This is a genomic window from Pelovirga sp. C15f (assembly GCF_057178085.1).
This window is the reverse complement of the sequence record NZ_JBXUCV010000002.1, coordinates 398,566-424,854: the sequence shown is the minus strand read 5'-3', so window position 1 is coordinate 424,854 and position 26,289 is coordinate 398,566. Positions and strand designations below refer to the sequence as shown.

19 protein-coding genes are annotated in these 26,289 nt (G+C 55.9%); all 19 read right to left on the bottom strand.

The genetic code is table 11. From position 1 onward, the window contains the following. Window positions 1–9: 9 nt before the first annotated feature. The 19 genes from AC1931_RS07165 to AC1931_RS07075 all read right to left on the bottom strand — a co-directional run bounded on the left by AC1931_RS07165 (window position 10) and on the right by AC1931_RS07075 (window position 26,284). Window positions 10–1,344, bottom strand: coding sequence for a flippase (locus AC1931_RS07165; RefSeq protein WP_483876560.1), 1,335 nt, complete (start codon window positions 1,342–1,344; stop codon window positions 10–12). A 217-nt stretch (window positions 1,345–1,561) separates the two neighbouring features. Continuing rightward, window positions 1,562–2,083 (bottom strand): Lcl C-terminal domain-containing protein, encoded by a 522-nt coding sequence (locus AC1931_RS07160; protein WP_483876559.1) that lies wholly within the window; start codon window positions 2,081–2,083, stop codon window positions 1,562–1,564. A gap of 13 nt (window positions 2,084–2,096) precedes the next feature. Then, window positions 2,097–4,103 (bottom strand): hypothetical protein, encoded by a 2,007-nt coding sequence (locus AC1931_RS07155; protein WP_483876558.1) that lies wholly within the window; start codon window positions 4,101–4,103, stop codon window positions 2,097–2,099. Next, window positions 4,103–6,715 (bottom strand): InlB B-repeat-containing protein, encoded by a 2,613-nt coding sequence (locus AC1931_RS07150; RefSeq protein ID WP_483876557.1) that lies wholly within the window; start codon window positions 6,713–6,715, stop codon window positions 4,103–4,105. Before AC1931_RS07150 ends, AC1931_RS07155 begins: the two co-directional genes overlap by 1 nt. A 4-nt stretch (window positions 6,716–6,719) precedes the next feature. Next, window positions 6,720–8,636 carry a tetratricopeptide repeat protein gene (locus AC1931_RS07145; protein ID WP_483876556.1) on the bottom strand — a complete coding sequence of 639 codons (1,917 nt, stop codon included), beginning with the start codon at window positions 8,634–8,636 and terminating at the stop codon, window positions 6,720–6,722. A gap of 94 nt (window positions 8,637–8,730) precedes the next feature. Further along, window positions 8,731–10,065: a cytochrome c biogenesis ResB family protein gene (locus AC1931_RS07140; protein WP_483876555.1), complete on the bottom strand. Its 1,335-nt coding sequence runs from the start codon at window positions 10,063–10,065 to the stop codon at window positions 8,731–8,733. An 80-nt stretch (window positions 10,066–10,145) separates the two neighbouring features. Then, window positions 10,146–10,712 (bottom strand): hypothetical protein, encoded by a 567-nt coding sequence (locus AC1931_RS07135; RefSeq protein ID WP_483876554.1) that lies wholly within the window; start codon window positions 10,710–10,712, stop codon window positions 10,146–10,148. A 24-nt stretch (window positions 10,713–10,736) separates the two neighbouring features. After that, complete coding sequence (locus AC1931_RS07130) at window positions 10,737–11,906, bottom strand: cytochrome c3 family protein (protein ID WP_483876553.1); 1,170 nt, start codon at window positions 11,904–11,906, stop codon at window positions 10,737–10,739. A 93-nt stretch (window positions 11,907–11,999) separates the two neighbouring features. Beyond that, window positions 12,000–13,313, bottom strand: coding sequence for a hypothetical protein (locus tag AC1931_RS07125; protein ID WP_483876552.1), 1,314 nt, complete (start codon window positions 13,311–13,313; stop codon window positions 12,000–12,002). Window positions 13,314–13,412: 99 nt separating this feature from the next. Further along, the gene (locus tag AC1931_RS07120; protein ID WP_483876930.1) at window positions 13,413–14,753 is read right to left on the bottom strand and encodes a 6-bladed beta-propeller; all 1,341 of its coding nucleotides are present in this window, start codon (window positions 14,751–14,753) and stop codon (window positions 13,413–13,415) included. Continuing rightward, on the bottom strand, window positions 14,743–15,843 hold the full coding sequence (locus AC1931_RS07115) for a cytochrome c3 family protein (RefSeq protein ID WP_483876929.1): 1,101 nt from the start codon (window positions 15,841–15,843) through the stop codon (window positions 14,743–14,745). Before AC1931_RS07115 ends, AC1931_RS07120 begins: the two co-directional genes overlap by 11 nt. Window positions 15,844–15,926: 83 nt before the next feature. Then, window positions 15,927–17,372 (bottom strand): YncE family protein, encoded by a 1,446-nt coding sequence (locus tag AC1931_RS07110; RefSeq protein ID WP_483876551.1) that lies wholly within the window; start codon window positions 17,370–17,372, stop codon window positions 15,927–15,929. A 2-nt stretch (window positions 17,373–17,374) separates the two neighbouring features. Beyond that, on the bottom strand, window positions 17,375–18,475 hold the full coding sequence (locus tag AC1931_RS07105) for a cytochrome c3 family protein (RefSeq protein WP_483876550.1): 1,101 nt from the start codon (window positions 18,473–18,475) through the stop codon (window positions 17,375–17,377). A gap of 10 nt (window positions 18,476–18,485) precedes the next feature. After that, window positions 18,486–19,367 (bottom strand): NHL repeat-containing protein, encoded by an 882-nt coding sequence (locus AC1931_RS07100; RefSeq protein ID WP_483876549.1) that lies wholly within the window; start codon window positions 19,365–19,367, stop codon window positions 18,486–18,488. A gap of 60 nt (window positions 19,368–19,427) precedes the next feature. Further along, window positions 19,428–20,618, bottom strand: a complete 1,191-nt coding sequence (locus AC1931_RS07095; protein ID WP_483876548.1) for a cytochrome c3 family protein — start codon at window positions 20,616–20,618, stop codon at window positions 19,428–19,430. Further along, a complete protein-coding gene (locus AC1931_RS07090) occupies window positions 20,618–22,573 on the bottom strand; it encodes a cytochrome c3 family protein (protein ID WP_483876547.1) in 1,956 nt (651 codons plus the stop codon). The genes AC1931_RS07095 and AC1931_RS07090 overlap by 1 nt, the downstream gene beginning before the upstream one ends. Then, the gene (locus AC1931_RS07085) at window positions 22,573–24,204 is read right to left on the bottom strand and encodes a peptidyl-prolyl cis-trans isomerase (protein ID WP_483876546.1); all 1,632 of its coding nucleotides are present in this window, start codon (window positions 24,202–24,204) and stop codon (window positions 22,573–22,575) included. Before AC1931_RS07085 ends, AC1931_RS07090 begins: the two co-directional genes overlap by 1 nt. Then, the gene (locus AC1931_RS07080; protein WP_483876545.1) at window positions 24,192–24,821 is read right to left on the bottom strand and encodes a hypothetical protein; all 630 of its coding nucleotides are present in this window, start codon (window positions 24,819–24,821) and stop codon (window positions 24,192–24,194) included. Before AC1931_RS07080 ends, AC1931_RS07085 begins: the two co-directional genes overlap by 13 nt. After that, a complete protein-coding gene (locus AC1931_RS07075) occupies window positions 24,803–26,284 on the bottom strand; it encodes a hypothetical protein (protein ID WP_483876544.1) in 1,482 nt (493 codons plus the stop codon). The genes AC1931_RS07080 and AC1931_RS07075 overlap by 19 nt, the downstream gene beginning before the upstream one ends. Between the last annotated feature and the right edge of the window lie 5 nt (window positions 26,285–26,289).

The following is a 26,289-nucleotide window of genomic DNA, read 5'->3' as shown; positions in this document are numbered from 1 at the left end:
CCTCAATTGTTACCAGATTTTTGGATAAACCAGCGCGCGGGTCAGCATGGCTCCGGTGCGATGCAATGGTTTGAACAAAAAACAGGATCCATGAGCGGCAAACCAGTAGGCGACAATCGACGCGATCACCGCGCCCATGCCGCCGTAAAGGGGAATCAGCCAGGCGTTCAGAATAATATTGACCAGACATCCAAGAACCACCGTCACCAGGTAAAGGCGGGTCCAGTTCATGGTCGTTAAAAAAGAACTTCTGGCGACCTCCAGGCTGTAAAAAATGTTCGACCAGATCAGCACGGTCAACATCAGGCCACCACGAACATAGGCCTCACCAAACAGCAGAGGCACCAGCCACTGCCCCAGAACCGTGATCGGAATCACCACGGCATAGGCGCTCAAAGCAATCAGATTGTAAAATTGTTGCAGCCGGGCATAAAACAGTTCTTCGTTCTGCTGCCTGGCCTCGACAATGGCCGGCAGGACCGACCAGTAGATCGCCATCGGGATAAAATACCAGACTTCCGCCAGGCGCACCGCTACTGAATAGACACCGACCTCCTGGTGGCCGGTGATTTCACCGAGCATAATCTGGTCAATTCGCAGGTAAACCAGCACAACAATATTCGACAGCATCAAAGGCCAACTGTCTTTCAGCAGGTTTTTCGCCCGGTTAAGGCGCAACCGCCAGACGACAAGCCGGTTTCCCTGGGAAAGATAAGCAATGATCAGGCCGACCGCCCCCAGAGCAACTTCGAGCAAAGTCACCCAGGCAAAAGCAAGCAATGATGCGGAGGTAACAATCAGAACAACTTTAACCAGAGCACAGAGTAAAAAAGCCGTATTTTTGGCGATCACCGCATACCTGGCCTGCACCTGCGAGTGAAACCAGTACTCAATGATGAAAAATCCCTGCAGCAATGCGCCGGCGCCGATAATACCGATCAGCCAATGACTCAGCGCGTCTGCTGGCCTCAGCAGCACAATGGCAGCCAGCGCCGCAGCAAAACTTACGCTCCCGCTGAACAGCCGCAAAAAAAATGCCGTGCCGAGAATATCACTTCGCTGCTGCTTATCCCGCACCAGATCCCGAACGACAATATCATCCAGTCCCAACCCGGCCAGGGCGGTAAACATGGCGACAAAGGCCAGGGCGTAACTGAATAGACCGAACTGCTCCGGCCCCAGATAACGCGCCAGCCAGATCCCGACAACCAGGCCGACACCCATGCGCAACGCCTGGTCACCGAACTGCCAGACCGTATTGTTGACCACGTTCTGCAGGTATGTCCGCCCTTCTACCTTTTCACGGATAAATGACGGCAGGTATTTGATCCAGGGCTGGTTCATGCAATTTCACATTCGTTGGGGCGCACCAGTGGGTGTCCCGGTTGTATTTGTTGCAACACATCGAAATACATAATCGGGCGACCCATGGGGCGAACCTACGGTGTTTGTTGCCGTCGGGTTTGGTCGTGCCGCCACATCGGGCGCATGCAATGCGCCCCTGCCACAACATCAAAGCATGTTCAACGCCGGTTTGGGTCTAATCCGCAACCACCATCCATTACCACACAACATCACGGACCAGACGCACCGGCAACTTACCGGTTTTCACCGTGGCGCTGACGGTTCCGTAGCCAAAATCTACACTCCATGCCCCCTGGGCCGAGCCTGCATAAGGGGAGGATGTCCAGTAAAAGAGCGATGGTGTCTCAGGGAAAACACGACTATTGATCGCCGGCTGCGCGCAGGACTCCTCGACAATAAATTCCAGCTCATTCTTGTTCGGTAGCCGCCAGTCGACGAACCCGGCCTGTTCATACCCGGTTGCTGCCGTCAGGGCTTCCGTCCAACTAAACAACCTCGGTTCACCACCGCATCCCTGACCATTCAACTCCTGTCCGAGGCTGCAGCGTGTCCACATCAATCCGGTGGTTTTGTGGGTCACGGTACCATTGTCAGCGGTGACAAACAGATCGTCAGCTGAAGTCGGAGTAATCACTTCATTACAGAGCTGCTCTGCCCCTAACGGCAGCCCGGCAGACAAGAGTAAACAAAAAGTAAGACCTGTGAGCACTTTTTTCATCGCGTCCATCCCGTCACCGCTTTCGTACCTTGAACACCCTAGCTACCGGGAAATTGTTGTAAATCTCTTCAAAATAATTGGGATCATAGTTTCCCAGAATATACTGCTGGTTGAAATTGGTCTCAAACAGACGATTTTCAACCACCTGCACCTGGTAGAACTGACTATCACGATAAATCATCTGTAAATAATGGGTGCCGTCGGTTCGAAAATCGTGGCGAGACGTCACCGAGCCGTTATTGACCGTCAGCACGGCGTTCAGGGGCACATTGACGATGCCGTCAGTCAGCACGCCCCGATTCAGATCGATGGTGCCTTCTTTACACTGATACCGATTGCCGATGCGGGAGGTGCAGTTCCACCGCTCATAAAAAACCCAGCTGCTTTCGCGACGAGTAAAGTCCCAGGCCCCGGCCTCGGTGATGGAACCGAATTTACGTACCATGTCTTCACTGTAGAGCAGATAGGCATGATCCCCGGTAAAAGTGCCGGGGTAAGAAAAAACGCGTCGTTCCAGTTCTCCACCGGTGACATGACCCTGGGCTATCCACTCCTCGAGAGGTCCAAAACCATGGTCCTCCAGATAGGACATAAACGCGAACAACTCCTCCTGGCGGGAAGAGAACAACGCCTTGCCGATCATTGTCGTGCGCAGACCACCGTGCAATGCGCCATCATGATAGGTGGCAAAGTCCCCCACATCCATCAGCAGATAGCCATTGTCCCACCAGGTGAGCATGGCTGCATGTGGTGGTACCAGCTGCTTGATCTCCAGAATTGACCGGACATAATCAACCGGCACGATCAGCTTCGGCTGCCGACCGTACCCGGTAAAGGCTGTTGTAGTGAAAAAAACTACCAGCATCACCGCCACCGTAGCAGGCACATGAAACTTCTGCGATACGCGCAGCCATGTCATCCCCTTGCGTACCGACAGCTCAATCAAAACCCCGAGCCCTATCCCGATCAAAGGGGCCAGATACATGGCGAATCGCATTGGTCCGAACAAAGACCACAACCCCACCAGCAACATCGGGGTGACCGGCAACATCCGACGGGGATAGCGCAGCAGCAGATACAGCAACCCGACCACCCCGGCCAAGACCAATGGCAGCAGCCCATGAATCCTTTTCAGTACGACCAGCGGTTCAAACACCTGCGCTTCGGCGATCAACTCCATCACCCCTGGCCAGACGATAGCACCGGAAGCGGAGGATGAAAAATACGCACGTACAAAAACCAGGACCGACTCGATACTGTAGGTCGCATATATCGGCCCGGCGCAGATGATAAACACCGACAAAAGCAGCAGGGTCTGCTTCCAGGGCACATGTCCGAGCAGCAGGTAAAATGACATGACCAGCAGGAACACCAGCATGATGCCGGGCTGCTCGTACCACCAGTTGTACAGGTACATCATGCCACCGGCACCCGCTCCCAGCAACAGATTGCGCCGGGGCGCAGCTTCCCTGTCCATCGGCAAGATAAAGCAGGCAACGGCAAGGGGAAAAAACAGGTTGAGCATGTCGGTATCGACAAAACCAATTCCGCTGCGCTCATAGTAAGCCCGACTGAAGAGGCCAACCAGGCCACCAATTACAGCAGAGGCGCCGAAACCCAACTGATGAAAATAGAAAAACAAGGGAAAAACAAACAATCCCCCGAGCAGCGTCACCAATATCACGCCGGAAAGATAATAATTTCCATCGGTAAATCTTGCACCAAAGCTAATCACATGAGCCAGGAGGTTGGGGTCAAAATATTCCATTCCATCGGGATAACCTTTGGCATTATTGATCAACCCTTTGCCAAGATGTCCGGCGTCCAGATCCCTGGCCATTTTTAACCAGTGATAAGCATCCATCGAGGACAGCACCGGCATGTCGTCAACGAAATGAACCTGAGGATGCTGCTGCCAGAGATGATAACTCTCGACCTTTTTCCAAACCGAGAGACCATACACCGCCAGAATAGCAACCACCAAAAAAAGAGTGGTTTTATGTACGGTAATCCGGCGCATCAGCGGCTATCCATACTGAAGGTCGCGGTCTCACCGCTGACCAGGCGTACTGATTTCGCCTGCATTTTCTCAGCTGAAAGGGCTTCACCATAGAGAAAATACACCTGCCAGGCGTCAAGAGGGTTATCTGCATAGGGTGATGAGGTCCAGAAATATTCAGACAAGGCATGGGGAAACTGCCTTACATCCAGGGCCGGTTTGAAACGCCCGTTATCAACAATTGACAACAACTCCTTACGTGTCGGCAAGCGCCAGTTATTGACTCCGCATAATTGTTCCTTATTGACGGCTTCGACAAAACTTAAGGTATCACAGTTACTACCACTGCAGCGTCCAGCATTCTCAACCCCGGCATCGCCGCCATTGACTGCAGCGTCAGGCTGATACCAGCTGTAGGTGTGCTGAGCGGCACGCAGCCCTGAGTCGTCCTTCAGCTCCCACATCAATCCGGTGACATTGTCGCGGTTGCAGGTCCAGTTATCGAAGCCTTTACCGATCATCGGGTTGGGTGGACAGCGTCCCTCGCCGGCAGCCTCGCCGCTGCGACAGATTTTGGTAAAATCGAAGCCCGCTGAGCCGGTACCACCTTTTTTCAACGCGCGACTCAGTGCTGACTGATCACGACCGAACATGGCATCCTGCCCCGGATGCTCATTTGCTACCGCTTCGCACCCGGCAATTTTGTCTCCCCGAACCCCGGTTGTCTCGTGATTGATGGTTGCATCAGCACACCAGTCAACCCCGGTGTCGTTCAACCCGCCATAGGGTACGGCAGTGGCCGGCGCGGAATAGGTCAAACGTCCACTCGCATAGCGAGCCAGCAGCTGGAACCAGTATGGTTGATTGGTACGCAAGCCCTCAATCACCAGCCCGTTATCGATTCCGGGGCGAACTGTCCCACCCTGCAACCGGCGACATTGCTCGATATCAGCACCAACGATCTCATCCCGCGCCTGACACAGATCGAAGCTCACCCCGGCAAAATCGCCACTGTTCCAGCCCAGACGCACCTTCCCAATCCCCGTCTCAACCTCCAACATGACTTGCGGGTAACAATCTACCTCGACATTGTCGACATCTCTTCCCGCCAGCAGACCGTAGGGGTTGTGAACATCACAGACCCAGTTCGGTTTGCGCGGTGGCGCTACCAGTTCCACTTCGTAGCTGCTGCCATCTTCCATCGTCAGCGGAAAAACGAAGGGGCCATTGGTCGTCAGCGTCAGATCGTCGCCGCCCTTGTTCTGCAGAACAATCTGATCCTGCGCCGGCAAACCGTTAAGCGTTCCGCCAATGGTATAGGTCCGTAATACGCACTCAATCACAATCCCGTTGACGTCTGCGCCGGCAACCTCGCCTTCAGCCCCGGTCATGGTACAGATCTGGTTGGGTCCCTGCGGCTGGGAAACCACTGCGACCCGGTATTCGGCCCCGTCCAGCAGTTCATCACCAAAGCGGAACGGGCCGTTCGCGTTGATATCCAGGATATCACTGTCATTGTTATCAATCCGCAGGCTGGTGCCCGCCACCAGTCCCTGCACCTCCCCGCCTATCATGTAGGTATTCACTGCAAATTGTGCCGTTACTGCCAGATCGGCGCGGATATCCCCATCTGATCGCTGCGGGCTGGTAACTCCATCGCTCCAAGAAACAAAGTGGTAGCCCGCGTCGGCTACTGCCTCCACTTCTGCGGTGGCTTCCCCGTGTCTGACCCGTTGAACAGCCTCCCCTTCGAGACGGCCATGTCCCGCAGCCGCATAGACAACATCATAATGGTTAAGGGCAAATTCCGCCGTTAAAGACAGGTTCTCGGTCACGCCGGTATCCTGACGTCGTGCCGTGGTTATACCATCACTCCAGCGCACGAAATGATACCCATCAGCGGCAACAGCCGTTACCGCCTGAGCATCTTTTCCATGATCGACAGACTGCCGTGCCGTACCACTGATCCGTCCGTTGGCCCCGGAGCTGTACACAAGTTGATACTGGTTAACCGCGAAACGGGCTGCCACCTTCACCGCTGCGACAACTTGCCGATCATTGCGCTGTGTACTGGTGACCCCGTCACTCCAGCCAACAAAATGATGGTGGGCCGCAGCAACAGCGGTTACCGGAACAGCATCTGCGCCATGGCTGAGCTGTTGGGAAGCCGGCCCGTCAATCCTGCCGTTTCCTTCAACCATGTAGGACAATTCATAAACAAGCGGTTCGAATATCGCGCTCACCTGCAGATCGCCGGTCACTTCCACGTCAACACGTTCCGCCGTTTCAACCCCGTCACTCCAGCCGACAAAACGAAAGCCCTCTGCGGCAACGGCACGAACCGGCGTGCCCGCACTCCCGGCAATAACCTCCTGTCTGGCTTCGCCGTCAATCTTTCCCTGCTCTCCGACCTCGTAAACCAGCTCATATACCGACAATTCAAGTTTTTCAGCTTCAAAAGGTTCCGTCGCACTATCTGCATCCGCAGACGAGGCTTCTGCGGCCACCTCGGCGGAGACAGTCGGAGCCGGATCAGCCTGGCGCTCTTCGCCGCAACCAACCATCAGCATCAATCCCAGAACGGACACCAGCAACAGAAGATATTTTAAAAAACCCGCCAGCATATTCATCATGTCCTCACCTTCCCGCCAGCAGACGACGCAAATCCTGCGCCAGTTGAATTTCTCCGGTCCGTTCCATTATCTGAAGTTTCTCCAGGGTACCCGCCCGGTTGCCGAGAAAATAGTAGGCGACTCCCAGATGGTAATGCATCTCCACCCGTGAATTGAGCCAGCCACTATTACCCTCAAGCAGTGTCACTGTCTGCTGAAATTGGCGGTTCTGATTAAAAGCAACAGCCAGATTGATATAGGCCTGCTCAAAACGCAGATGCAGTCCAATCGCTTTTTTCAGTAATGGAATTGCCTCAAGACTGCGATTGGTCATGATCAGCGCCAGACCCAGGTTACTGTAAGAATAGGGATATTCCGGATCCAGTTCCACTGATCGCGCCAGATAGTCAATGGCCTCCTCAAAACGATTTTGCCCAATGAGAATAGCACCGATATCGTTATAAGGTCTGGCCTTGCCTGGAGATTTGGCAATTACATCATGCCACAGACGAAGATCGTCGCTCCAGATATGGTTGCGCTGCCAGGTGGCAGAGCCAAGAACCACCAGCAGCACCAGTGCGGCCGCCACAACCAGTCGATTTACCACCACCGAAGAAATCTTCTGCAGCAGCGCCACGATAACAACGACAGCACTTAAGAAAAACCCGACACTGGGCAGATATAGCCGGTGCTCAACTATCACATCAGCAATCGGCACCACACTGGATTCTACTGCCAGGGTGAGGAAAAACCATAGTATTCCGAAAGACACCATCCGCCATAAAGCATCCGCAGGAGCGAACTGACGTGCACCTGCCCCCGGTGGCCCAATATCCTGTGATTTTAGCTGCAACTCAGCAGGCACAGCCGATCTGATGTACAGACAGATCGCCACACCGAAAAGTCCGACCAGCAGCAGAAAAGAAAGAAAAACCGGAGCGACAAAAAAGGTCTCGTATACCGGATATTCATAGTCCAGATTCTGATTGACAGGGAACAGCAGCAACCGCAGATAGGTAACCATCACCCGGAACTGGGTCAGCAGATAGGTAGTGCGATCAAGATCCCCGGCAGTGAATATTTCTGTATTTTCTGCGGCAAATGCCGCTTCGGGTGAAGCGGTCGCCTGCTGCATCCCGATAACCGTCAGCGGGACAATCGGGAGAGTCGCCAGCAACGGCAGCAGATATAACAGTCGTTTTTTCCAGGCTCCGATAAAAAAGAAAACCTCATGGAGCACTATTGCCAGGGGTAGGGTAAAGGCGATCTCCTTGGTCTTCATCGCCGCGACCGCAACGACGGTCGCAGCTACCAGCAGAACCAGCGACGGCCAGGTCAGGCGCCCGCCATCTGGAGTCGCTGACGACCCGTTCGGCTTTGCGGTCGGCACCCCCTGCCGGGCCATGACGTAAAGGACCAGCGACAACAGATAGAGCATGGCCGTCATAGATGTCATCCGCTGGACGACATAGGTCACTGCCTGAGTCTGGATCGGATGGACTACAAACAGCAGCGCGACAAACAGCGGAACGATCCAGCCCACTGGCGAGCCGCACGGCTTTGGTACGGTCTTCTGCAGCTCCGACCCGCCGGGCGAAAACGCAGAGAAATAAGGTGTCCTGAATGTCAGGAATATCAGCAGATAAACCAGCAGAGCCGAAACCAGGTGGATCATCACATTGACCAGGTGGTAGCCGAACACCTCAACACCCCCGATACGGTAATTGAGGGCAAAACTCAGGTAGGCAAGATAGCGGGGTGTATGAAACTGAAGGTCATCAAAATTGCGTATATCGGGATTTTTAACGATGGAGTAAACATCATCCAGCACAAAGGGGGCCTGAAAGCTGTTGCCATAGACAAGCAGTCCAGTAATCAGGATCGCTCCCAACGCCCCCAGGTGAAAGAATTTGCCTGTTTTTCGAGGGAATGCAGATATCAACAGTCTTGCCCCTGATCAAAGGTTGTCAAGCAAACAACTTAAATCGTTATCTCAGAATGATCTGCTCGAACATGCCGGGGATTAATCAATCTCCCTACAGTTCACGACTGATCTGCTCGGCCAAGGCGTTAAATACTTTCTCAAAACCAGGCTTGTTTTTATTAGTAATACCGCCGACCACCATCCGGGTTCCCTTCCCGGTTTTCGACAGATTCACCCAGACCCGCCGATGGGAAATAAAGAAACAGAGATAAATACCGATACTCAGCAGAACAAAACCGACCCAGACAATCAACACGCCGGGATCCTTATTGACAAGAAGCAGCACCGATGTCATCTGGCTCAAACTCACAGTGAACTCCTGACCGGCATGTTCTATCCTGGCGGAATTATTGTTACGAACCCAGACCTCCGATGGTTCCTCTTGCGCATCGGCACGAAGGGTCAACCGCGCCAGGAGAACCTCATTGTCGGCCGCGCGGGTAAACTCTTCCAGACGAGCGGTAACCGCTGCTTCAGGCCAGGAAAAGTCCATCTCCGGCCCGACTCGAAAAGCCTGTTCGCTCTGGTCGGCATGGTTTTTGAGTACCACGAAAAATTCATCGCTCGGGAGAAAGTCACCCACATAAAAAGAAACACCTCGATAATTCAAGGGGTCATTAACAATCACGGACTTGCTGAAATTGACGCCACGCTGCACGTCCACAATGCGCATGTCCGCCCGATATTCGCTGACCATTCCATCGGGATAAAAACTTTTTTCAGCGCGATCACAAAAAAACTGAAAATCCAGCAGCAGGGGTTCTCCGTCTTTTTGATAAAAAACCCTGTCACTGGATCTTCCTTCAGGGAGAAAAATATAGCCCTGAAACCCAAAAATAGTGCCGATCAGTGCTCCGGCCAGAATCACCAGCACACTTGCGTGCACCACGTAAACGGCCAGTCGGGTCCATGCTCCGCGCTGTGCCGACACCCTGATTGTATCGTTGTCACTTGTCGTCAGGGGTTTTTTCCACCCCTGATTGATCAATATTTTTTCAATATTTCCAGCCGCCTGTTCAGCCGATTGTGAGCTTTTGGCCGTGAAACTACAGGCCAGCGCTTCCAGTTGCTTCGCTGACATCTGAGCGGTTGGACCAGTAACGATACGCCAGACCCCTGGCAGACGCTCAATCGTGCAAACAACCAGGTTGGCGGCAAACAGCAGCAGCAGTGCAATAAACCACCAGGAATTATACATATTGGTAAGGCCAAGCAGCTGTAGCAGTTCCGCCAGTGCCTCACCATACTCCTCAACATAAAAATCCGGTGTTTTTTTCTGCTCAATGAAGGTACCGAAAATTGAGGTGGCGGCCAGAATAAAAAGGGTAAAAAGAGCCAATTTGACTGAAGCAAAAAATTGCCACAGATCACGCATCGATGAAATCATAAAAACCACTGTCCAGATCGGCTTAGCGATTCAATATAGAATCAGTTAAAGGGAAGGTAGTCTTTCCGCCTATGAAGAAACTAATCACCTGCTTCTGTCTTTAGACGTGCCAGAGCCTCTTTCTGGCGTTGCAGCAACGATTTGGCATCCTCAGCTTCCAGGGTCGAAAGGAGTTGATCCAGCTCCTGTTGAATGGCCTTTACCGTATCAACTCGCGTGCGAAGACTTGTTGTGGTGGTGTTCACCTCTGCGGCCAGATCTTTAAAAATACTTTTGCGGCGCAGAACGATATGCTCGGTGAGATCCCCTGTTCCAATGGTTTCCAGCCCTTTCTGGATTCGAAAGATCGGGCCGGCAATCTTCTGCGGCAGAAACAGCGCCAGGACGATTCCGCTAAGCAGGCTGATGAAGGCCCCTGCCGCTATTACCGGTATCAACAGATCACTGACCCGGCGGATCTGAATATGTGCCGAGTAGAAGGAGGCCGATATTTCCTGGCGCGAGTAAAAATACAGAATGAGCACTGCCACCAGCGTGCTGACCAAAACCACACCGATCATTCGCACCAGCAGCCAGATCTGAAATTCGCGCTTTACGGTCAGGTTCAGTTTCTTACGTTTGTATTTTATCGGTCCTGCTTCTTTCATAAAAACATCCTCACATTCAAGCTGTTACAGCATATCCAGGTGACAACCGACACAGAGATCCCGCTTGCCGGGTTTACGCGCCAGGTACTCATTATTGGAGCCGTGCACGGCATGGCAGGAGACGCAGGAAATACGTCCATCAGGCAGGGTCGGGTACTCCGGCGGAATCACCATCCCCGGCTTTGGCAGCACCCCGACCGGATGGGTGGCTGAAGTCTGTCTGTTGTGGCAGGATCGGCACGAACTGATGGTCAGCACCGATCCACTGCTCAAGTCAGCATGGACATCCCTGGCGACCGTTGCAGGGGCCGCAGCTGCCAGGTGAACAACCTGCTCCCGTACCGCCCCTTTGCGCCCGACAAAAACCGTGGCCGGTTTGTCGAACTGGAGAGTCAGCAGGTAACCTGAACCGATCCGCCAGAACCCTTCAGTCGAATCCTGCGATCCGCGGCGATCAAAAGAGCCCGTCGCCGGCTGTGGTCCGGCAACGGCCCTGGCGGTAGAAAACGTCAGAGACGGTGATTGCTCTTCACGACCGTAGAGATCGCGGGAGACAACCCGAAAATTGTAGTTTTTTTCAGGTTGGAGCTGATTTAGGACAACCTGGTGGCGCAACCCATAACGTTCACCACTTTTTGAGGACTGGGACATATCCCCAAGGCCATAGACAACCTGCGCAGTGGTCAAGGTATCGGTGCTCCAGCCAATAGTCACCGATAAAAAAATCCCACGCCGCACCTCAAGCACTTGTACGTCGCGGATAAGGGGAGCACGCCCCTCGTCGGGAACGGTCGGTATATCAATCAGCATCGGCACCGGCAATTCAGTTTGAGACAAATCGCCATCTTCCCTGCGCGCTTCGACAATCAGCACGTCACCGAGTTGATCGGCCGGCAGCAAAAACGCATGGTCTGTTGCTGCCACGGGACCCTCTGCCAACCAGGCAATCCGCCGCCGATCCAGCCCTCTGGATGCACCCGCACGCCCCGGGGGCGGCGCTGCTGCCTCAACCGCAACCGCGTGGCAGCTTCGACAATCCTGTTGCGCGAAGGGCTGGTGCTGATAAAAACGGACCCGATCACGTTCGAGGGTTTGCGCGTGACAATCGACGCAGCGGCTGAATTCCTGTGCTAGGACAGGTGTCGTCAGCAATAGCAAAACACCAGCCATCACTATGCGCAAAAAAAGGTTCAACCGCTTATCTCCATCAATCCCCAGGCACAATCTGGGTAACCTTCGAACAGGGCGCATGCAATGCGGCCAATTTTTGAGAATCCGTATTCCTCGTCAGAAGCTGATCCGCCCGCTACTCCCGGTCGGCGCCCAGCTGTCCGTCATACCGTGGCCATGACAATTGCCGCAATCAATCGGGGAGGAACCGCCACCAGGGCCATGACACACTCCGCACTGCCCGGCGCCGACATAAGGGGCATCCGGGGCCTGATGATGAACATATTGCCAGCGGCCGGACTGGCCGGTTCCAGCCGTACTACCGAGGACAGAAGTAGCCGCCAGGTCATCCTGATGACAGCGGGCACAAGCGAGTCCCAAAGTCTCGGTGCTATCAATCCGACCACCCAGTTCCTCGCCATTCATACGGGTCCGTAGCAGCATGATGTTGTCCGAACCGTGCGCTTCATGGCAATCAAGGCACGACAGCACATAGTTGCTTTTCAACGCTGCGGCCGAAGCATAGGGTTCGCGCAGATAAACGGCTCCGTCTCGGGTCAACTTGCCGTGCTTATCCTGGTTCAGTCCGATATCGTTCCAGTTGACCCGTTTCAGGTTACGATTGAGGGTTGTACTCCAGATATCGGTATCCGCATTATGACAGTCGCCACAAAAGCTCACGTAGTCTGGTGTGTTGTCACCATCGTTCAGCCCCACCCCCGCCGGCTCACGATTTTCAGCAAAAGCATAGGGAGCCTCATAGCCGAAATAGCTCGACATCACCTCTGCTTCTCCCCAGAGCGTCGACATGCCGGGACGGGAAATCGCACTCACCAACGGAAAGCCGGGCTGGGCGCTGTCCCAGTTGCGGCGGGCGCGGTGCGGATCGTGACAAGCACTGCAGGGGTTGCCGCGGCGGGCAAACCAGTTACTGTAAATCAGGCTGCTGTCAAGAAACATCTTGATATCATAGAGGTTATGATATGATGTCTGATTAAAGGCGGTCATGATCGACTGGGGCCCGGTCCCGGCAATTCCACCACCGAAAGTGACACTGTAATCCTGGTTACGCACCATCTGTCCACTGGTTTCACTATGACAGGAAAAACAGAAATTATCCGATTCCTGATAAAAATTGAGGGTTCTGTCCATATTGAACTGTGGAGCAAAGAGCGCGTGCGCGACCGGTCCGGCGTGGGGTAGCGGATCCGTCCCGTCGAGACTGGCATGCAGTTCATGGCAATGGGCACAATTGCCGGTAGCATACGAGCCGTACCTGCTGTCAATATCGGAGCGATTGACCCCGTACTGGTTGTTGCCATGAGCCGAATCACGATAGGAGCCGGCCGACACGAAAACCGGCACCAGACAGAACAGTCCGACCATGGTGACGCAGATCAATCGATCACGTATGTTGTCCATCGTTTTCATCGGTTCCTCTTTTCACCCTGTTCACATGGAACCCACACCGGGCGAGATATTCACGGGCGACCTGGGCGTACATCGACTCGCCACTACCGGCATTCGACATTACGGATCCACTATGATGACTTCTTCGATCTGAGCTTCCCGCAAGCCCGAGGGCGAAGCATCAGGCACTTGAGATGGTGCCACTTCTTCCGTCATGATATCTGCTTCCGTTGGCACTGCATCTTCCTGAACTTCCACACTTGGCGGAGATGAACGCAAGCGCGGAAGGTTTGTTGTTGAGCCGCCTTCAATCTGCGTCTTCTGAGATGGCGAAAATTCTTCATAATCAACTTCGAGAACCTGAACGCGGCGGTTGAACAAGTCGGCAATAATCAACTGACCTTTTTCGTTAATCGTCATATCTTCGGGAAAGTTGAACCAGCCCGGGCCCACACCTCTTCCGCCGAACTCAAACCGGTATTCACCGCGCATACTGTAGGCAAGAATAGAGTGGCGCATGTAGTCCGCTACATAGATCAGTCCCCGTTCTTCATCAATCGCCAGTGCTCGCGGCTGGCTAAGACGCCGAGGCGTTCCCCCCTTTTCGCCAAAGGAAAACAAAAAACTTTCATCCGGACCGTAGACGTAAATTTTACTGGTCTCGGCACTCATCAGGTAAATTCGCCCTGTGCTGTCGATGGTCACATGATTAATCCGTACCGGGCTCAGTTCTTCACCGGACTCAGAAACCTGATCCTGTCGCCCGCCCCGGGGCCGATATTCTTCCGGTATATCGGCCAGTGTCATGGCCTCATCGGCAGCCCGTTGCCCCTCACTCTGCTCGGTTTCAGCGATCGCGATCGCCACATCGAATTCATCGTCCTCAACCGGCACCACCGTGCGGTCTCTGGGGCGTAGCCGCCGCAATAGATTCCCCTCACCATCCAGAACCAGCACACCACGACTGCTGCTGCCGGCCAGATAAATCAAGCCGTCTTTGCTGATGGCAAGTTCCCGGGGAATAACCTCTGCCGCCTCCGGTATCTCGTCGAGATAAATTTCCCGTTCTACAAAAAAGGCGCCATTTAAGATTGTGATCCGCGGACGTTCACTTTTGACGTTTCGCACCTGCAATAGAAAAACATGACCATTTTCCAGTACCACCCCACCACGTGGGGCCTCAACCCCGCGACCTGCGCCGATGGAAATACCGGGGAAATAATCCGGTCCATAGACCACCACCCGGCCGGTACCGCCATTGACCAGATAAATTTCCTCCTCCACGGCATCGTAAAAGACCGCCGAAGGATAGCTCAAAAACCGCCCGTCATCATCCACCGTCAACTGGGCAATTGATTTAATCGGGATCTCCGCCGCCAACACCGGAACTTGTTGAGACAACAGCAACCAGCCACAGCAGACCAGCGCGAGCCGGAGCCAGCGCTGCGGATTATTGGCCATGACATTCACGACACAGACGCCCCCCCAGGTTGGTTTCGATCAACAGGTAGCGGTTATAGGAACCATGGGGTTCGTGGCAGCTGGTACAGGTCAGTGCCCGTCCTGGTCGCAATCGTTCCGACGGCCCCGCGACCGGGTGCCTCGCGACCGGATGCCCTTCCGCCTCGGCTGGTCCCGGATGACAGCCGGCACACAACTCGTTGATCGGTTTTTTCAGCATATAAATTTCGTCGGAGGCATGGGGATCATGGCAGACCACGCACCCCGGCCCGGTCAGGACATTGTGAACATAAGGGATTTTTCTCTCCCTGATGGCCGTCACCAACTGAGCCATATCACTATGACAGGCGATACAAAGATCCAGCGCTCCATCTGCCCACAACTGCTGGGGGTGATCGCTGCCATGGGGGTCGTGACAGATCGTGCAACCGCCCAGGTTGATTGGACCGTGCATCGCTTTTTTTTCAAACCAGCCAGTTTTACCAGTATGGCAGCCCAGGCACAGGTCCCTGGTACGTTCCGTCGGCAAACCGATGCGCCAGGGGTCGAGCGACTGCTGGTGGCAGGCCAGACACTGCTCATTGACGGTGGTACTGTGACGATGGCTACCCCTTTCCAGCACCGCGCGATGACAGGAGCGACAGGATTGCTGTTGCGGCAGCCCAACCGGTGCCAGCAGGCCATCATCCTTCAGGATGTGACAATCGCGGCAGGATAACGGCAACTCCCCATCCAGATGGAATGAATAGATATCTTTGGATCGGCGGCGCAGATTGACTTCTGACTGAATCTGTTGATAGCTGATCTCCAGTCGCTGGCTGCCCGGCACCAGGAAAAAGGTGTTGACACCCTCTTTGAGAGGCAGGCGATAGTGCTGATAAACACCGTCCGCACCTTCCATGGAGATAGCAGGATCAATCAGGCGTGTCGTCTCCCCGATCTGCACCCTGAGCATCCGGGTGCCGGGATCCTGCCGCAGCACCAGTCGCGTTTCCGGATGTCGGGCCAGGATCGTCGCGCCGCTACGGGGCGTCAGAATCTCGGCAGCCGCCGCCGCGAACGAATCAGGGGTCGGCACCAGAATCAACATCACCCAGAGAGCCGGCAGGACCAGTAGCCTACCAACTGTCTTTGTGCACCATCGTGCGAATCTGCAACCTGCGTCAGCACTTTTCATGGGCCAATCACCAGACCCTGAGGTCTGGCCCCCAGTTCAATATAGCCAACCTGGCGGTTGGTATTGACATCGACCACAGCAATACCTCCTCCGCTATGATCAGCGATATAGAGTTTGCGCAACAAGGATCGATAGACCATGTCCTGCGGTAGCCCCAATCCGGTAATCTCGCGAAACACCCCCAACTGGCCGGGGGCCAGAACAGCGACTGAACCATCTACTCCCTGGGCGACATAGATCTGGTTTCGTATCGCCAAAATCCGCTGAGGCCCGAAACCGACGCTGATACGCTCCTGACGGGCGCGACTGCCGAGATCAAAGACCGAAACACTGTTGTCGTTGCCCTCGGCGATATACAACAGGTTGTCGCTCACTGCCAGCCCCTCGGGTCCACTGCCGCTGGACAAACTGCCGCGCATCTGCAAAGTGAACGGATCGAGCAGCACAACCGTCTGGGACAGATTGAGGGACACGGCCAGCAAATTCTGTTGCGCCAGATACAGCGCATAAGTGGGGCGATAGCCAACGGACACTCTGGCACCAATCCTGCCGGAGGATAAGTCCATCCGGCTGACGTAACCACTGGTCTCATCCAGCAGATAAGCAAAGCGACCTTCACTGTCCAGGGTCATGAAGGTCGGCACGTCATTGAGGGGCGTCTGAAAAAAATCAACGACCCGATAGGTCTCCGGGTCAATCGCCTTGACCTGCCGCTGAGCGGGAGTCAACAGGTAGAGTCGCTCACCGGCAACGGGATCCAGGGCCAGCCAGGTGCCCTTGCCACTGATGCCAAAAGAATCCACGACCCGATGCGTATCGCTCCTGACCACGAAAATCGTATCAATATCCGGGCAGCTGACATAGATCAGGTCCAACTGTAATCCCCGCGTCACAGCCACCACATTGAAAACCGGGGAGAAACCGCCAGCCTGATCAAGAGAAGCCTCGACATCCCAGGTCAGAAACAGTGACCGACTGTCACCGGCGCCCAGATCAAGGGATTCGCCCAGGGGAACTTCGAGAATGATCGGTTCCGCGAGCAACGCTGTATCACCGGTTCCGGTCACACCACCACGCGCCACGGGGATTGTCAGACGCAACCGCTGCAACGGCCCCGCCGGCAAGGGCGACCCACCCAGAAAAATCTGACGGTCGGCAATCAGGAAGGAATCAAGAGTGATAGCACCGGTTCTCAGCGGATACCAGATGTCGCCGGACAGGATTTCCAGTTCGGAAACCTCCATCCTGACCAGGGGTGAGCGCTCATCGCGCAAGGTCAAAAACAGGCTGACCCTGGGCAAACCCTGTTCATCCGCCGGTGTCACCAGAGCCCCGGAACCCGGCGCCAGTCCCTGAGGCAAAGCGCAGCCCCCAAGCAGCAGCGCCGGCAGCAGCAGCAAAAAAAGAGCACGGATCAAATCTGATATAAAAGATCCCGGCATCTTCAGTCCTTGCTTGTGTGGCAAACCGCACAGCCGTTCCAGGCCGGTTGGTTCGTGTGAGAGTCGATACCCGGCCAGTCTCGGTATCCCCAGCGCAGCATGGCGGGATAGGGTGACCCGTGCGGCCGGTGGCAGGAGATACAGGTCACCATATCCGCACCGCGATTAATCATCGAGAAACCGGCATCCCCCTCGGAAACATTGTTGCGTGCCACCGGCACCAACGGCTCGTACAGGGAAAACGCGGCGAACTCACCGGCGTCAGGGATGGCAACATCAACCGGATGGCGAATCCAGACGGAGCCGATCGCCGTTTCGTTGTGAAAATAGCCGTGACACCCGACACACTTTTGACTGATGGCGCCACTCTCGAGATAACTGCTGTAGGGACCGGATTTACCCTGATAGACATTGTGCCGATCAGCCGCCGGACTCTGTTCCCAGTTCGGGTCTTCGATACCGACAACCCCTTCGGTGGGCGGCTCAGCGGTCTCTTCGCGCTGCATCACCGAGCCTAGAAAACGGTACCAGCCCTGATCATAGCCGGCCACGGTTCCTGCCCCGTCGGCGTGATGGTGGGGCACATGGCACCCCTCGCAACTGGCGGTTGCCGTTGCCAGGGTCCCGTGGCAGTCAATACAGGAGCCAGAACGCTCAACACCCCCCGGTGCCTGATTCGGAGGAAACCGCAGATCCGCTACGGCAATCCCGCCGATATTATGACCATAGGCGTCGCCCTGGGTTGCCAGCCAGTGGAAGTTGCCGCCCGCCAGGGTCGAATTAATCGAACCGTCCGGCGGATAGCTCGGCTCGGTCAGGTTGAACACCACCGGCACCCGGAACCCTTCGGTCTCCAGAATAGTTTCTGCACCGGCATGGCTGTGACAACCGATGCAGTCAGTGCGCAGCAGGTTCGCCAGAGGTTGATCGCTGATGATCTTTTCACCGTCGGTGCTGCGCGTATAGGCCACCGGCAGTCCTTGCTCACTGTTGTGCATGGTATGACAGAGAACACAGCTCCCCGTTACCGCTGACCACCCCGCTGCGGGCAGCCCGAAGGTGGCAACCAGAACCCCTACAATGAGCCACACTCTGTAGTCCATGCTTAAGCTCCTAACGGGAAAACACCTCGACCCGTCCGTTCCCCTCATCAACAACGCACAGATTCCCCCACGGATCAAAGCGCAACTGGCGAGCAAAATACACTTTACCCGTTGAGTGACCGTTGCTCAAAAAGCGGTAACGAAAGCGCCCATCTTCATCATAAGCCAGAACGCTGTTGGAATGGCGGTCCAGCACATAGATAAAACCGGAAGGCCCGACCGCCAGCGATACCGCAAAATCAACATCGCGCCCCAGGGGATATTCACGCGCCACGCTGCCATCGCGGTTGAAGGACAGGATTTTGTGATCACGCCCCGCCAGAGCCAGGACCTTACCGTCGGTTACCACGAAATCGTCGAAACCACCCTGACAATCAGCACAACGGAAATGCTGATCAACCGACAGATCGGTGGCCAGGCGCAGCACCGCACCGCTTGAACGGTCAAGGACATAGAGACTTCCCCGATCCTGTGCGATCCGGTCGGGAAAGACCTGGCGCTTGCCATCCCTGATAATTTTGGGGTCAATTTTTCTCGCCGCCAGATCAATCAGGGTCAGGCTGTTACGCCCCTTTTCCACCACCCACAACTGACCATTGTCGAGGCGCACCATATCGAAGGGCGCCCGCAACTGATCATTGGCGGTAAAGGCGCGCACCAGGTTGCCTTCCCGATCGAAGGACACGAGCCGGTTGCGTCCGGTGTCAATGGCATAATAGCGTTCGCTTTCAGCATCAAAACCGACCGCCGAGGGCATATACATGGCGTCACCCGCCTTATCCACCTTGAGGCTCATCTGCCACTGCCACGGTGATTGCGCCAAAGCACCAACCGGCAGCAACAGCGCCATCAGGGTCAGGGCCATGAATGTTGATTTTACCGCCTGCTTCATCCGTCAACCTCCCGTAGGGGCGCATTGCCTGCGCCCAATCTTGTTCGTATCATTCTTTCTTTAATAATCCGCGTGACATTGCACACACAACGCCCGTTTGCCACTGTACCGGGTGTGATACTCGTAATCGGTTCCCTTGGTCGCGTGGCAGCTGCCGCAGGTCATCGTCTGCCCGGTACGCGGATCAAAAACCGATTCACCGGTCGGATGACTGAAGGTGGCGTGGTGGTCATGACATTCCCCGCAGACATTGTTGATCGGCCCGCGCAACATAGCCGGATGGTTCGACCCATGGGGAGCATGGCAGTCATTACAGGCTTCGGTTTTAACATGCCGGAATTCCATACTGTCAGAACGCGCAAAAGTCGAGTCATGACAGGCGCCACATACATGCCGTTCCTGCCCTTTGAGCAGGCGCTGATCATCACCGGCATGGGGCGAATGGCAGGCCATGCAGCCATTATCATCGTAACGAACCAGGTGGTTATGCGACGAAGCCATCTGGTCACTGACCTGCGGGTGACACATCAGGCAGGTATCCACCAGCACCGGCTCACTGCCGGAGTGACAGTCGGTACAACCCGACTCATAGGCGGCGTGCAGGACATCGCGGATCATCCCTTTGCGTTCGCTGCCGTGGGGATTGTGACAGGAGCTGCAGTTTGCCGGTTCCACCGGGAAGTTCCGGTGTTGTTGTTTGACACTGCTCGGAGCATGGCAGCCAAAACACAGCTCATCACCGGCCTGGGCCAGCAGATAGGGGTTGTCGGACTGGTGCGGCACATGACAGGAGGAACAGTCCCCCGCCGCATAAGGGGCATGGGTATTGGCAAAAGACCGCGGCATATCATCATGGCAGGAGAAGCAGGTATCCACCGCACGCTCATTCAACAGGCCCCGGTGATCCGAGGCATGGGGATTATGACATCCGAGACAGTTACCGGTACGCACCGGCTCATGAATCAGGCTTTGATTCTGCTGGCCAACGGTCACGTCATCGTGACAGGTCAAACACAGATCCTTAACCTGCTCCTGCAACAGGCCGTCAAAGCGGGCAACGTGGGCGCTGTGACAGGAAAGACAGTCCCCGGCTGCCGCCGGAGCGTGATTGACCCGTTTTTTAAAAGCAGCACCATCATGACAATTGAAACAATCGTAGGCAAAAACCGTCTGCCCCGACAGCAACACGACGGCGACCATGGCGACAACGGCACACAGCAAGAAAGGCCGCATAAGAACAGACACCGACATTATTGGGCCCTCCCTTCGTGACAAGCGATACAGTTATTCGGAGTGAACGGCTGATGCCGTACCGGATAAAGCAGATTCTTTTCCGGTCCGCCATGGGGATCATGACAGGAAACGCAGCTGTCCCCACCCGGAATAATTCCCTCGTGGGCAGCGGCGAAGCGTGGCGTTCCCTGGTCGTGACAACCGGCACACAATTCACCGATGGCACTGACGGTCATGGCGGCAAAATTAGAGCCGTGGGCATCATGACAGGTCGAGCAGTTCTGAGCCGCTGGCTGATGCAGGGCGCCGTCGCGCCAATACTGGGCAACCTCACCATGACAACCGAGGCACAGAGCCGGTTGGCCGCGGGTCAGGTAGCTGTCATGGGGCGAACCGTGACCACTGTGGCAGGTCGCGCACTGGCGCTCGGCCACCGGTTCATGAGCAAACTTGACCTGGCTGACAGTGGCTTCCACATCGCCGTGGCAATCCATGCACACGGCTCCCGGCTGTCCCTTGATCAGGCCCGCCTGGTCGGTACCATGGGGTCCATGGCAGAGCAGGCAGTCACCATCGGCGAAGGGCATATGGGCATTCGGCCCAGACTTGTCCGCTTCCAGCTCGCCGTGGCAGCTGAAACACATGGTTCCGCCGACGGCGGTATCCACCAGCAGTCCATCATGACTGCCGCCGTGGGGGGCATGACAACCGGAGCAGTTACCCTGGGCGAAGGGGCGGTGCTGACTGAACAGTCCCATTTCACCACGGGTCTGACGATGGCAGGAGAAGCACAGATTGGCCTCCTTTTCAACCAGCAGTTTTCCCTGTTCCGATTTGTGTGACGCATGGCAATCAAGACACATACCGTTCTCGGACGGCATATGGGGCTTGGCCGTATCGGCATAGGTCCCGCGATCGTGACACTCAAAACACAGTAGCGGTGATTCATTGGTCAGCAGCGCCGGGTTGTCGGAACGGTGACCCTGATGGCAGGACATACATTCCCCCTTGCCTGCCGGCGCGTGCATACTGCGGATACCGAGGGTGCGCTGATTTTGATCATGACAGGACAGGCACACCCGGGTCGGGGCCTGGTTCAGCATCCCGGCATATTCACTGGCATGTTCGGAGTGACAGGACTGACAGTCCCCGCCAAGGACCGGAGCATGCTGGGCCGTCTCCGGCACATCAACGTGGCACATCAGACACAGGCCGCCCTCGACCTCGGGGGTCAGAATCGCCTGGCCTTGCAGTTCGTGACAGCTGTTGCAGTCGCCGCCCCGTACCGGTTCGTGCACCACTTCGCGCAGCAGATTGGAATCACTGGAGCTGTGCTGAGCGTGGCAATCGATGCAGCGTCCGGTCACCGGATAATCGCTGTGGGCCTGGATAAATCCGGGGTCATCGGTCATATGGCAGGAGGCACAGAGGACATCACCCTGCATCTCCAGCAACCCTTTGTGATCGGAAGCGTGGGGTACGTGGCAACTGCGGCAGCCGTTTTCGAGGGGCGCGTGCACCGTGGTGCGGGTAAAACCTTCGGCGCCGTGACAGGAGAAACAGAGTTCATCCGCGGCCGCGACCAACAGATTCGCATGCTCGGAATTATGGGGCTGATGGCAGGATTCACACAAACCGGCGCCGACCGGCTCGTGAACCGAGGCGCGGTTGGTGATATCACGAAAATCGCCGTGGCAACTCAGACAGACCACCGGTACCGGTTGGCGCATCAGCACCGTCGGCACCATACCGTGGGGCAGGTGGCAGGCCTCACAGCGTTTTTCAGCCGTCGGTTGATGGACAACACCCGTAGTAAAACGTTCCACCATTTCCGGATGACACTGTGCACAGGTCCGGCGGATCTCCGCCACCCGATCGACCGGCGCAGCAGGACCACAGGCAGACAACAGGGCTGCCAGGACAACCCCGACAAGGATCAGGCCGAGGCCGGTTCGCAAACCGATGTTACTCATCACGCTCCTCCAAGCTCTCTTCTGACAGACCGCCATTTACTGGCTTTAACATCAACGTTGGATTGATCCTTCAGCTTCTCAAGATACGCCTGACGCAGCTGCTGCATATTCTGCTGCCGCAGCTCGGTGCGGATCGAATCCCGCACCATCGCCAGAGGCAGGGGGCGTTCCGGGGTCCGTTCATCCAGATGAACAATCACCTTGAGCCCCTGGGCGGTAAACACCTGACTGGTTTCCCCCGCGACCAGCCGCTCGACCACCGGCTTGACTTCCGGATCCAGATGGTTGGCGGGGATTTCCTGGGGATTCACGCGCTGCTCAAAATGATCGCGCAACACCTGGCGAAACTCCTTGCCGGTCGCCACATCGGCCCAGAACTTGTCAACCGGTCCTTGCGTTTCATCAACAATATACAGCTTGACCATGGCAGGCTGGGTAAAGCGCACCAGGTTGTCCTTGTAAAAGGCCTCAACCTGCTCATCCGTCGGCCTGGCCTCCTCAATAAACAGGCGCTGTTCCAATGAGAGCACCATGCGGTGATCGCGATTGAACTCGTACTCCCACTTGAAAGGTTCCCGCTCTTCAAACTTGCGATCGAGGGATTCCCAGTTGGTCAAACTCTGGCCAATGATATTGCCGGCCGTTTCCATTTTGAATGCCAGGGACTTCTCCTCGTCAAAGGCCGCGTGGGCGGCGGTCGGGCGGCTTTCCTGCAGGCGCCTGATCACGGCGACAAACTGCTTTTCCGACACATTCTCGCGATTGGTGGTGATCACCGGCTCATCACTAAAGGTGCTGTCGTCGGCCATCAGATCAAGGGCCGCCAGACGCTCCTCGTTGATCTTCACCTCATACTTTTCGCGCAGATCCCGCAGCAGGCCAAGGGTCAACTCGGTTTCCTGCTCTTTCCACAGTTCCCGGCGGATCTGGTCACGCCGCGCCAGCCGGTCAAGATCGTCAGCGCCGGCCACTTCCTTCAGGTAATAGAGCTGTTTACCGCCGTCATAAAGCTCCGGCGACACCATGGTTTCGACTTCCATATTCTGGAGGATATCGACCCAGCCCGGATCGATGGCATTTGGACGTACCCACTCTTCCACCATGGTTTCAGGGCCACCTTCGGCTTCATCGCGTTCGCGCAGTTCATCAAAACTTACGCCGTTCGCTGATATCTCTTCCCAGGCGGCCGCAGCCTTGGCATCGTCGGCAAAAATCAGCCGCTGCAAGTTCCAGCGCGGCAGGTAATCCCGCTGGTAGCGCTCCTCGATCACCGCATCGGAGACATCAATCTGGCTGTCGACCGCTTCATACTTGAGCATCAGCAAACCCCGTGACTGCAGAAAGATCCGGGTCTGACGCTTGAAACCGGGATCCTGATCAAGCTCCATGCGCTGCGCTTCACGCTTGAGCAGCAACCAGTCGGTGTAGACATCGAGGGTCTCCGGCACCGCCTCGTTATCGGTGTTCCAGAACTGCCACCAACGCTTAAACTCATCGCTTGAGTGCTTGGTGCCGTCAATTGTCACCAGGGTGTCATCATTGAAAAACCAGGCCGCCGCCGGAGCGGTCGGCAGCACCAGAAAACAGAGCAGAATCATCATCAACACAGGATACTGGGTCAAACGTTGCATTGTATCAGTCCTTTTTTCAGCCAGAGAGTAATAATTTCGTCCACCATCCGTCGACTTAAACCGGTGATGGTGTAAATTGAACCAAAGTGCATGGTTTTTTTGTAATCGGTACCCTGACGCCGGTGAAAAGCCGTCCACAGGACCTCACCGCTACGCCCGTCGCGAATCTGCATCTCCAACACAATCACCGGGTTGACACTGCCATGATCACCACGCTCCTCGCGCATTTCCAGCACAGTACCGGTAAACAGTAAGCGCGCATCAACCCGGTCGGCGATGATCTGGTACTGCTCCAGATCCGGCACCATCCCCGGCAACAAGCCGAGTTGGCGATAAGCTTTATAAACATCGCCGTCCTGGGCCAACAGATAATCGGTACTGCCCTGCAGGCGAGCGCTCACCACCTTGGCAATCACCGCATCCGCCGTCATAAATTCACTGTCATTAATAAAGGGCAGCACCGCCACCTGGCACACCGCTTCCTGCGGCAAGGGAGCCATCTGCCGATGTTGCGGCCCGGTGCTGCCGGCGCAACCGGCCAGCAGGCCGACCATCACCAGTGCCAACCTCGGCAGCAGCCATTTCAACCAGGTATGCGTCAGAATTCGTCGACCCATTTTTCCGATAGTTCCTTCTCTTGTTCGACGGCGTCCTCTTCCTTCTTGCCCAGACTCGGCAACAATTCCTGCAAGGTACTGCGGGTTCGGTTACCGAGAACATCCTGCACAAAGACAAACCCCTGGGTTGTGCCGTCCAGCACCGAATCCAGCAGATTCAGCTCTATCTTCACCGGCAGCTCATAACCCTGTTCGCGCGCCAGGATCTGACCTTCCTGGGTCCACATTTCCATGCGCCAGAACTCCAGGGGGACTTTCCCCTGGTTATCCAGGTCAACAAACACGCCCTCATCACCAGTATCAAGGCTTAAGGCAATGCGCGGCGCGCTGCGGTTGACCTCAAGGCTTTTTTCAGCCCGGGCAGTATTGCCGGCCAGGTCCCAGACATCGACGGCCACGGTGTAAATACCATCCTCGGCCCGACCGTAGTTGGCCTTCCCCGACCAGATGAATGAACCCGGCAAATCCCCCGGACCTTCCATGTCGCCGATGGGCGCTCCCCCCGCCTCGTAGAAAGACAGCTTCCAGCGGCTTAACGGTTTGCGCACCAGCAGGCGCGGCACAATGGTCACGCGCTGGTTAAACACCGGACGCCCTTCCAGCATCTGGGCGCCGCGCAGCTCCATGTCTAGGACCGGCGGGGTGCCGTCGACCACATAACTGCCGAGCAGAGCGGTCTCGGTACGCCCATAATCGGGCCATTCAAATACCATATTGACGGGGAAACTGCCGTCACTGCCGCCGGCAACCCAGCTGCCCGTATAGGTACGCCCATCCGCGTCCAGGGTTGCCGGATAGAGCTGTTCATCGGCGCGGAAAAAGACCCGCGGTGCCCGTTCTCCCGGCCAGCGTTCACGCAATCGCACCAGGGTCGTCAGGGTATCGCCGGGACCGACATGGCGCGGCTCGAGACGGGCCAGATCAATCTGGATAGTGCCGCCATGCAATCCTTCGTTGATAATCCGCCAGGGCCAGTCGGATCTGATTTCCTCCAGCAAAAAGGGCGGAAGGGCGGCAACCGTCTGCGGCTCACCAATCGCAAGGACGCGCCGCTCGTCGCTGCTGCTGACGCTGCCGACATAGGTCCAGACCGAGCGTGCATCGCTGGTGCGGATCAGGTTCAAGGTCAGCCCCAGGGATGGTTCCGGCCGTTCACGCCGCTGGCTGACGGTGCCGAGCAACACAAAGGCCGCGCCCAGCTCGGTTCGTACCTGATCGATATGATAGCTTTCCAGATGCCCCAGGGTGCGGATGCGGTTATTCGCCATGAAGTTGATCACCGTCCGCTGGGAAATCACCTCATTGCCGCTTGCGGTCAGTTCATCAATCAGCAGCCTGGTCATGGGCAGATTGGCGTCATTGCGCCCATCCCCGAGTTCCTGCAGGGGAAAAACCGCCACCGAAGCCGCATGAGCCGCTGCTACCCACAACCAGCAACACATCATGATGAGATATTTACCCAATAACC

Coding starts and splice junctions, on each gene's coding strand:
- AC1931_RS07165 (WP_483876560.1), bottom strand. CDS start 1,344: ATGAACCAGCCCTGGATCAAATACCTGCCGTCATTTATCCGTGAAAAG.
- AC1931_RS07160 (WP_483876559.1), bottom strand. CDS start 2,083: ATGAAAAAAGTGCTCACAGGTCTTACTTTTTGTTTACTCTTGTCTGCC.
- AC1931_RS07155 (WP_483876558.1), bottom strand. CDS start 4,103: ATGCGCCGGATTACCGTACATAAAACCACTCTTTTTTTGGTGGTTGCT.
- AC1931_RS07150 (WP_483876557.1), bottom strand. CDS start 6,715: ATGATGAATATGCTGGCGGGTTTTTTAAAATATCTTCTGTTGCTGGTG.
- AC1931_RS07140 (WP_483876555.1), bottom strand. CDS start 10,065: ATGATTTCATCGATGCGTGATCTGTGGCAATTTTTTGCTTCAGTCAAA.
- AC1931_RS07135 (WP_483876554.1), bottom strand. CDS start 10,712: ATGAAAGAAGCAGGACCGATAAAATACAAACGTAAGAAACTGAACCTG.
- AC1931_RS07125 (WP_483876552.1), bottom strand. CDS start 13,313: ATGAAAACGATGGACAACATACGTGATCGATTGATCTGCGTCACCATG.
- AC1931_RS07120 (WP_483876930.1), bottom strand. CDS start 14,753: ATGGCCAATAATCCGCAGCGCTGGCTCCGGCTCGCGCTGGTCTGCTGT.
- AC1931_RS07115 (WP_483876929.1), bottom strand. CDS start 15,843: ATGTTGATTCTGGTGCCGACCCCTGATTCGTTCGCGGCGGCGGCTGCC.
- AC1931_RS07110 (WP_483876551.1), bottom strand. CDS start 17,372: ATGCCGGGATCTTTTATATCAGATTTGATCCGTGCTCTTTTTTTGCTG.
- AC1931_RS07105 (WP_483876550.1), bottom strand. CDS start 18,475: ATGGACTACAGAGTGTGGCTCATTGTAGGGGTTCTGGTTGCCACCTTC.
- AC1931_RS07100 (WP_483876549.1), bottom strand. CDS start 19,367: ATGAAGCAGGCGGTAAAATCAACATTCATGGCCCTGACCCTGATGGCG.
- AC1931_RS07095 (WP_483876548.1), bottom strand. CDS start 20,618: ATGTCGGTGTCTGTTCTTATGCGGCCTTTCTTGCTGTGTGCCGTTGTC.
- AC1931_RS07090 (WP_483876547.1), bottom strand. CDS start 22,573: ATGAGTAACATCGGTTTGCGAACCGGCCTCGGCCTGATCCTTGTCGGG.
- AC1931_RS07085 (WP_483876546.1), bottom strand. CDS start 24,204: ATGCAACGTTTGACCCAGTATCCTGTGTTGATGATGATTCTGCTCTGT.
- AC1931_RS07080 (WP_483876545.1), bottom strand. CDS start 24,821: ATGGGTCGACGAATTCTGACGCATACCTGGTTGAAATGGCTGCTGCCG.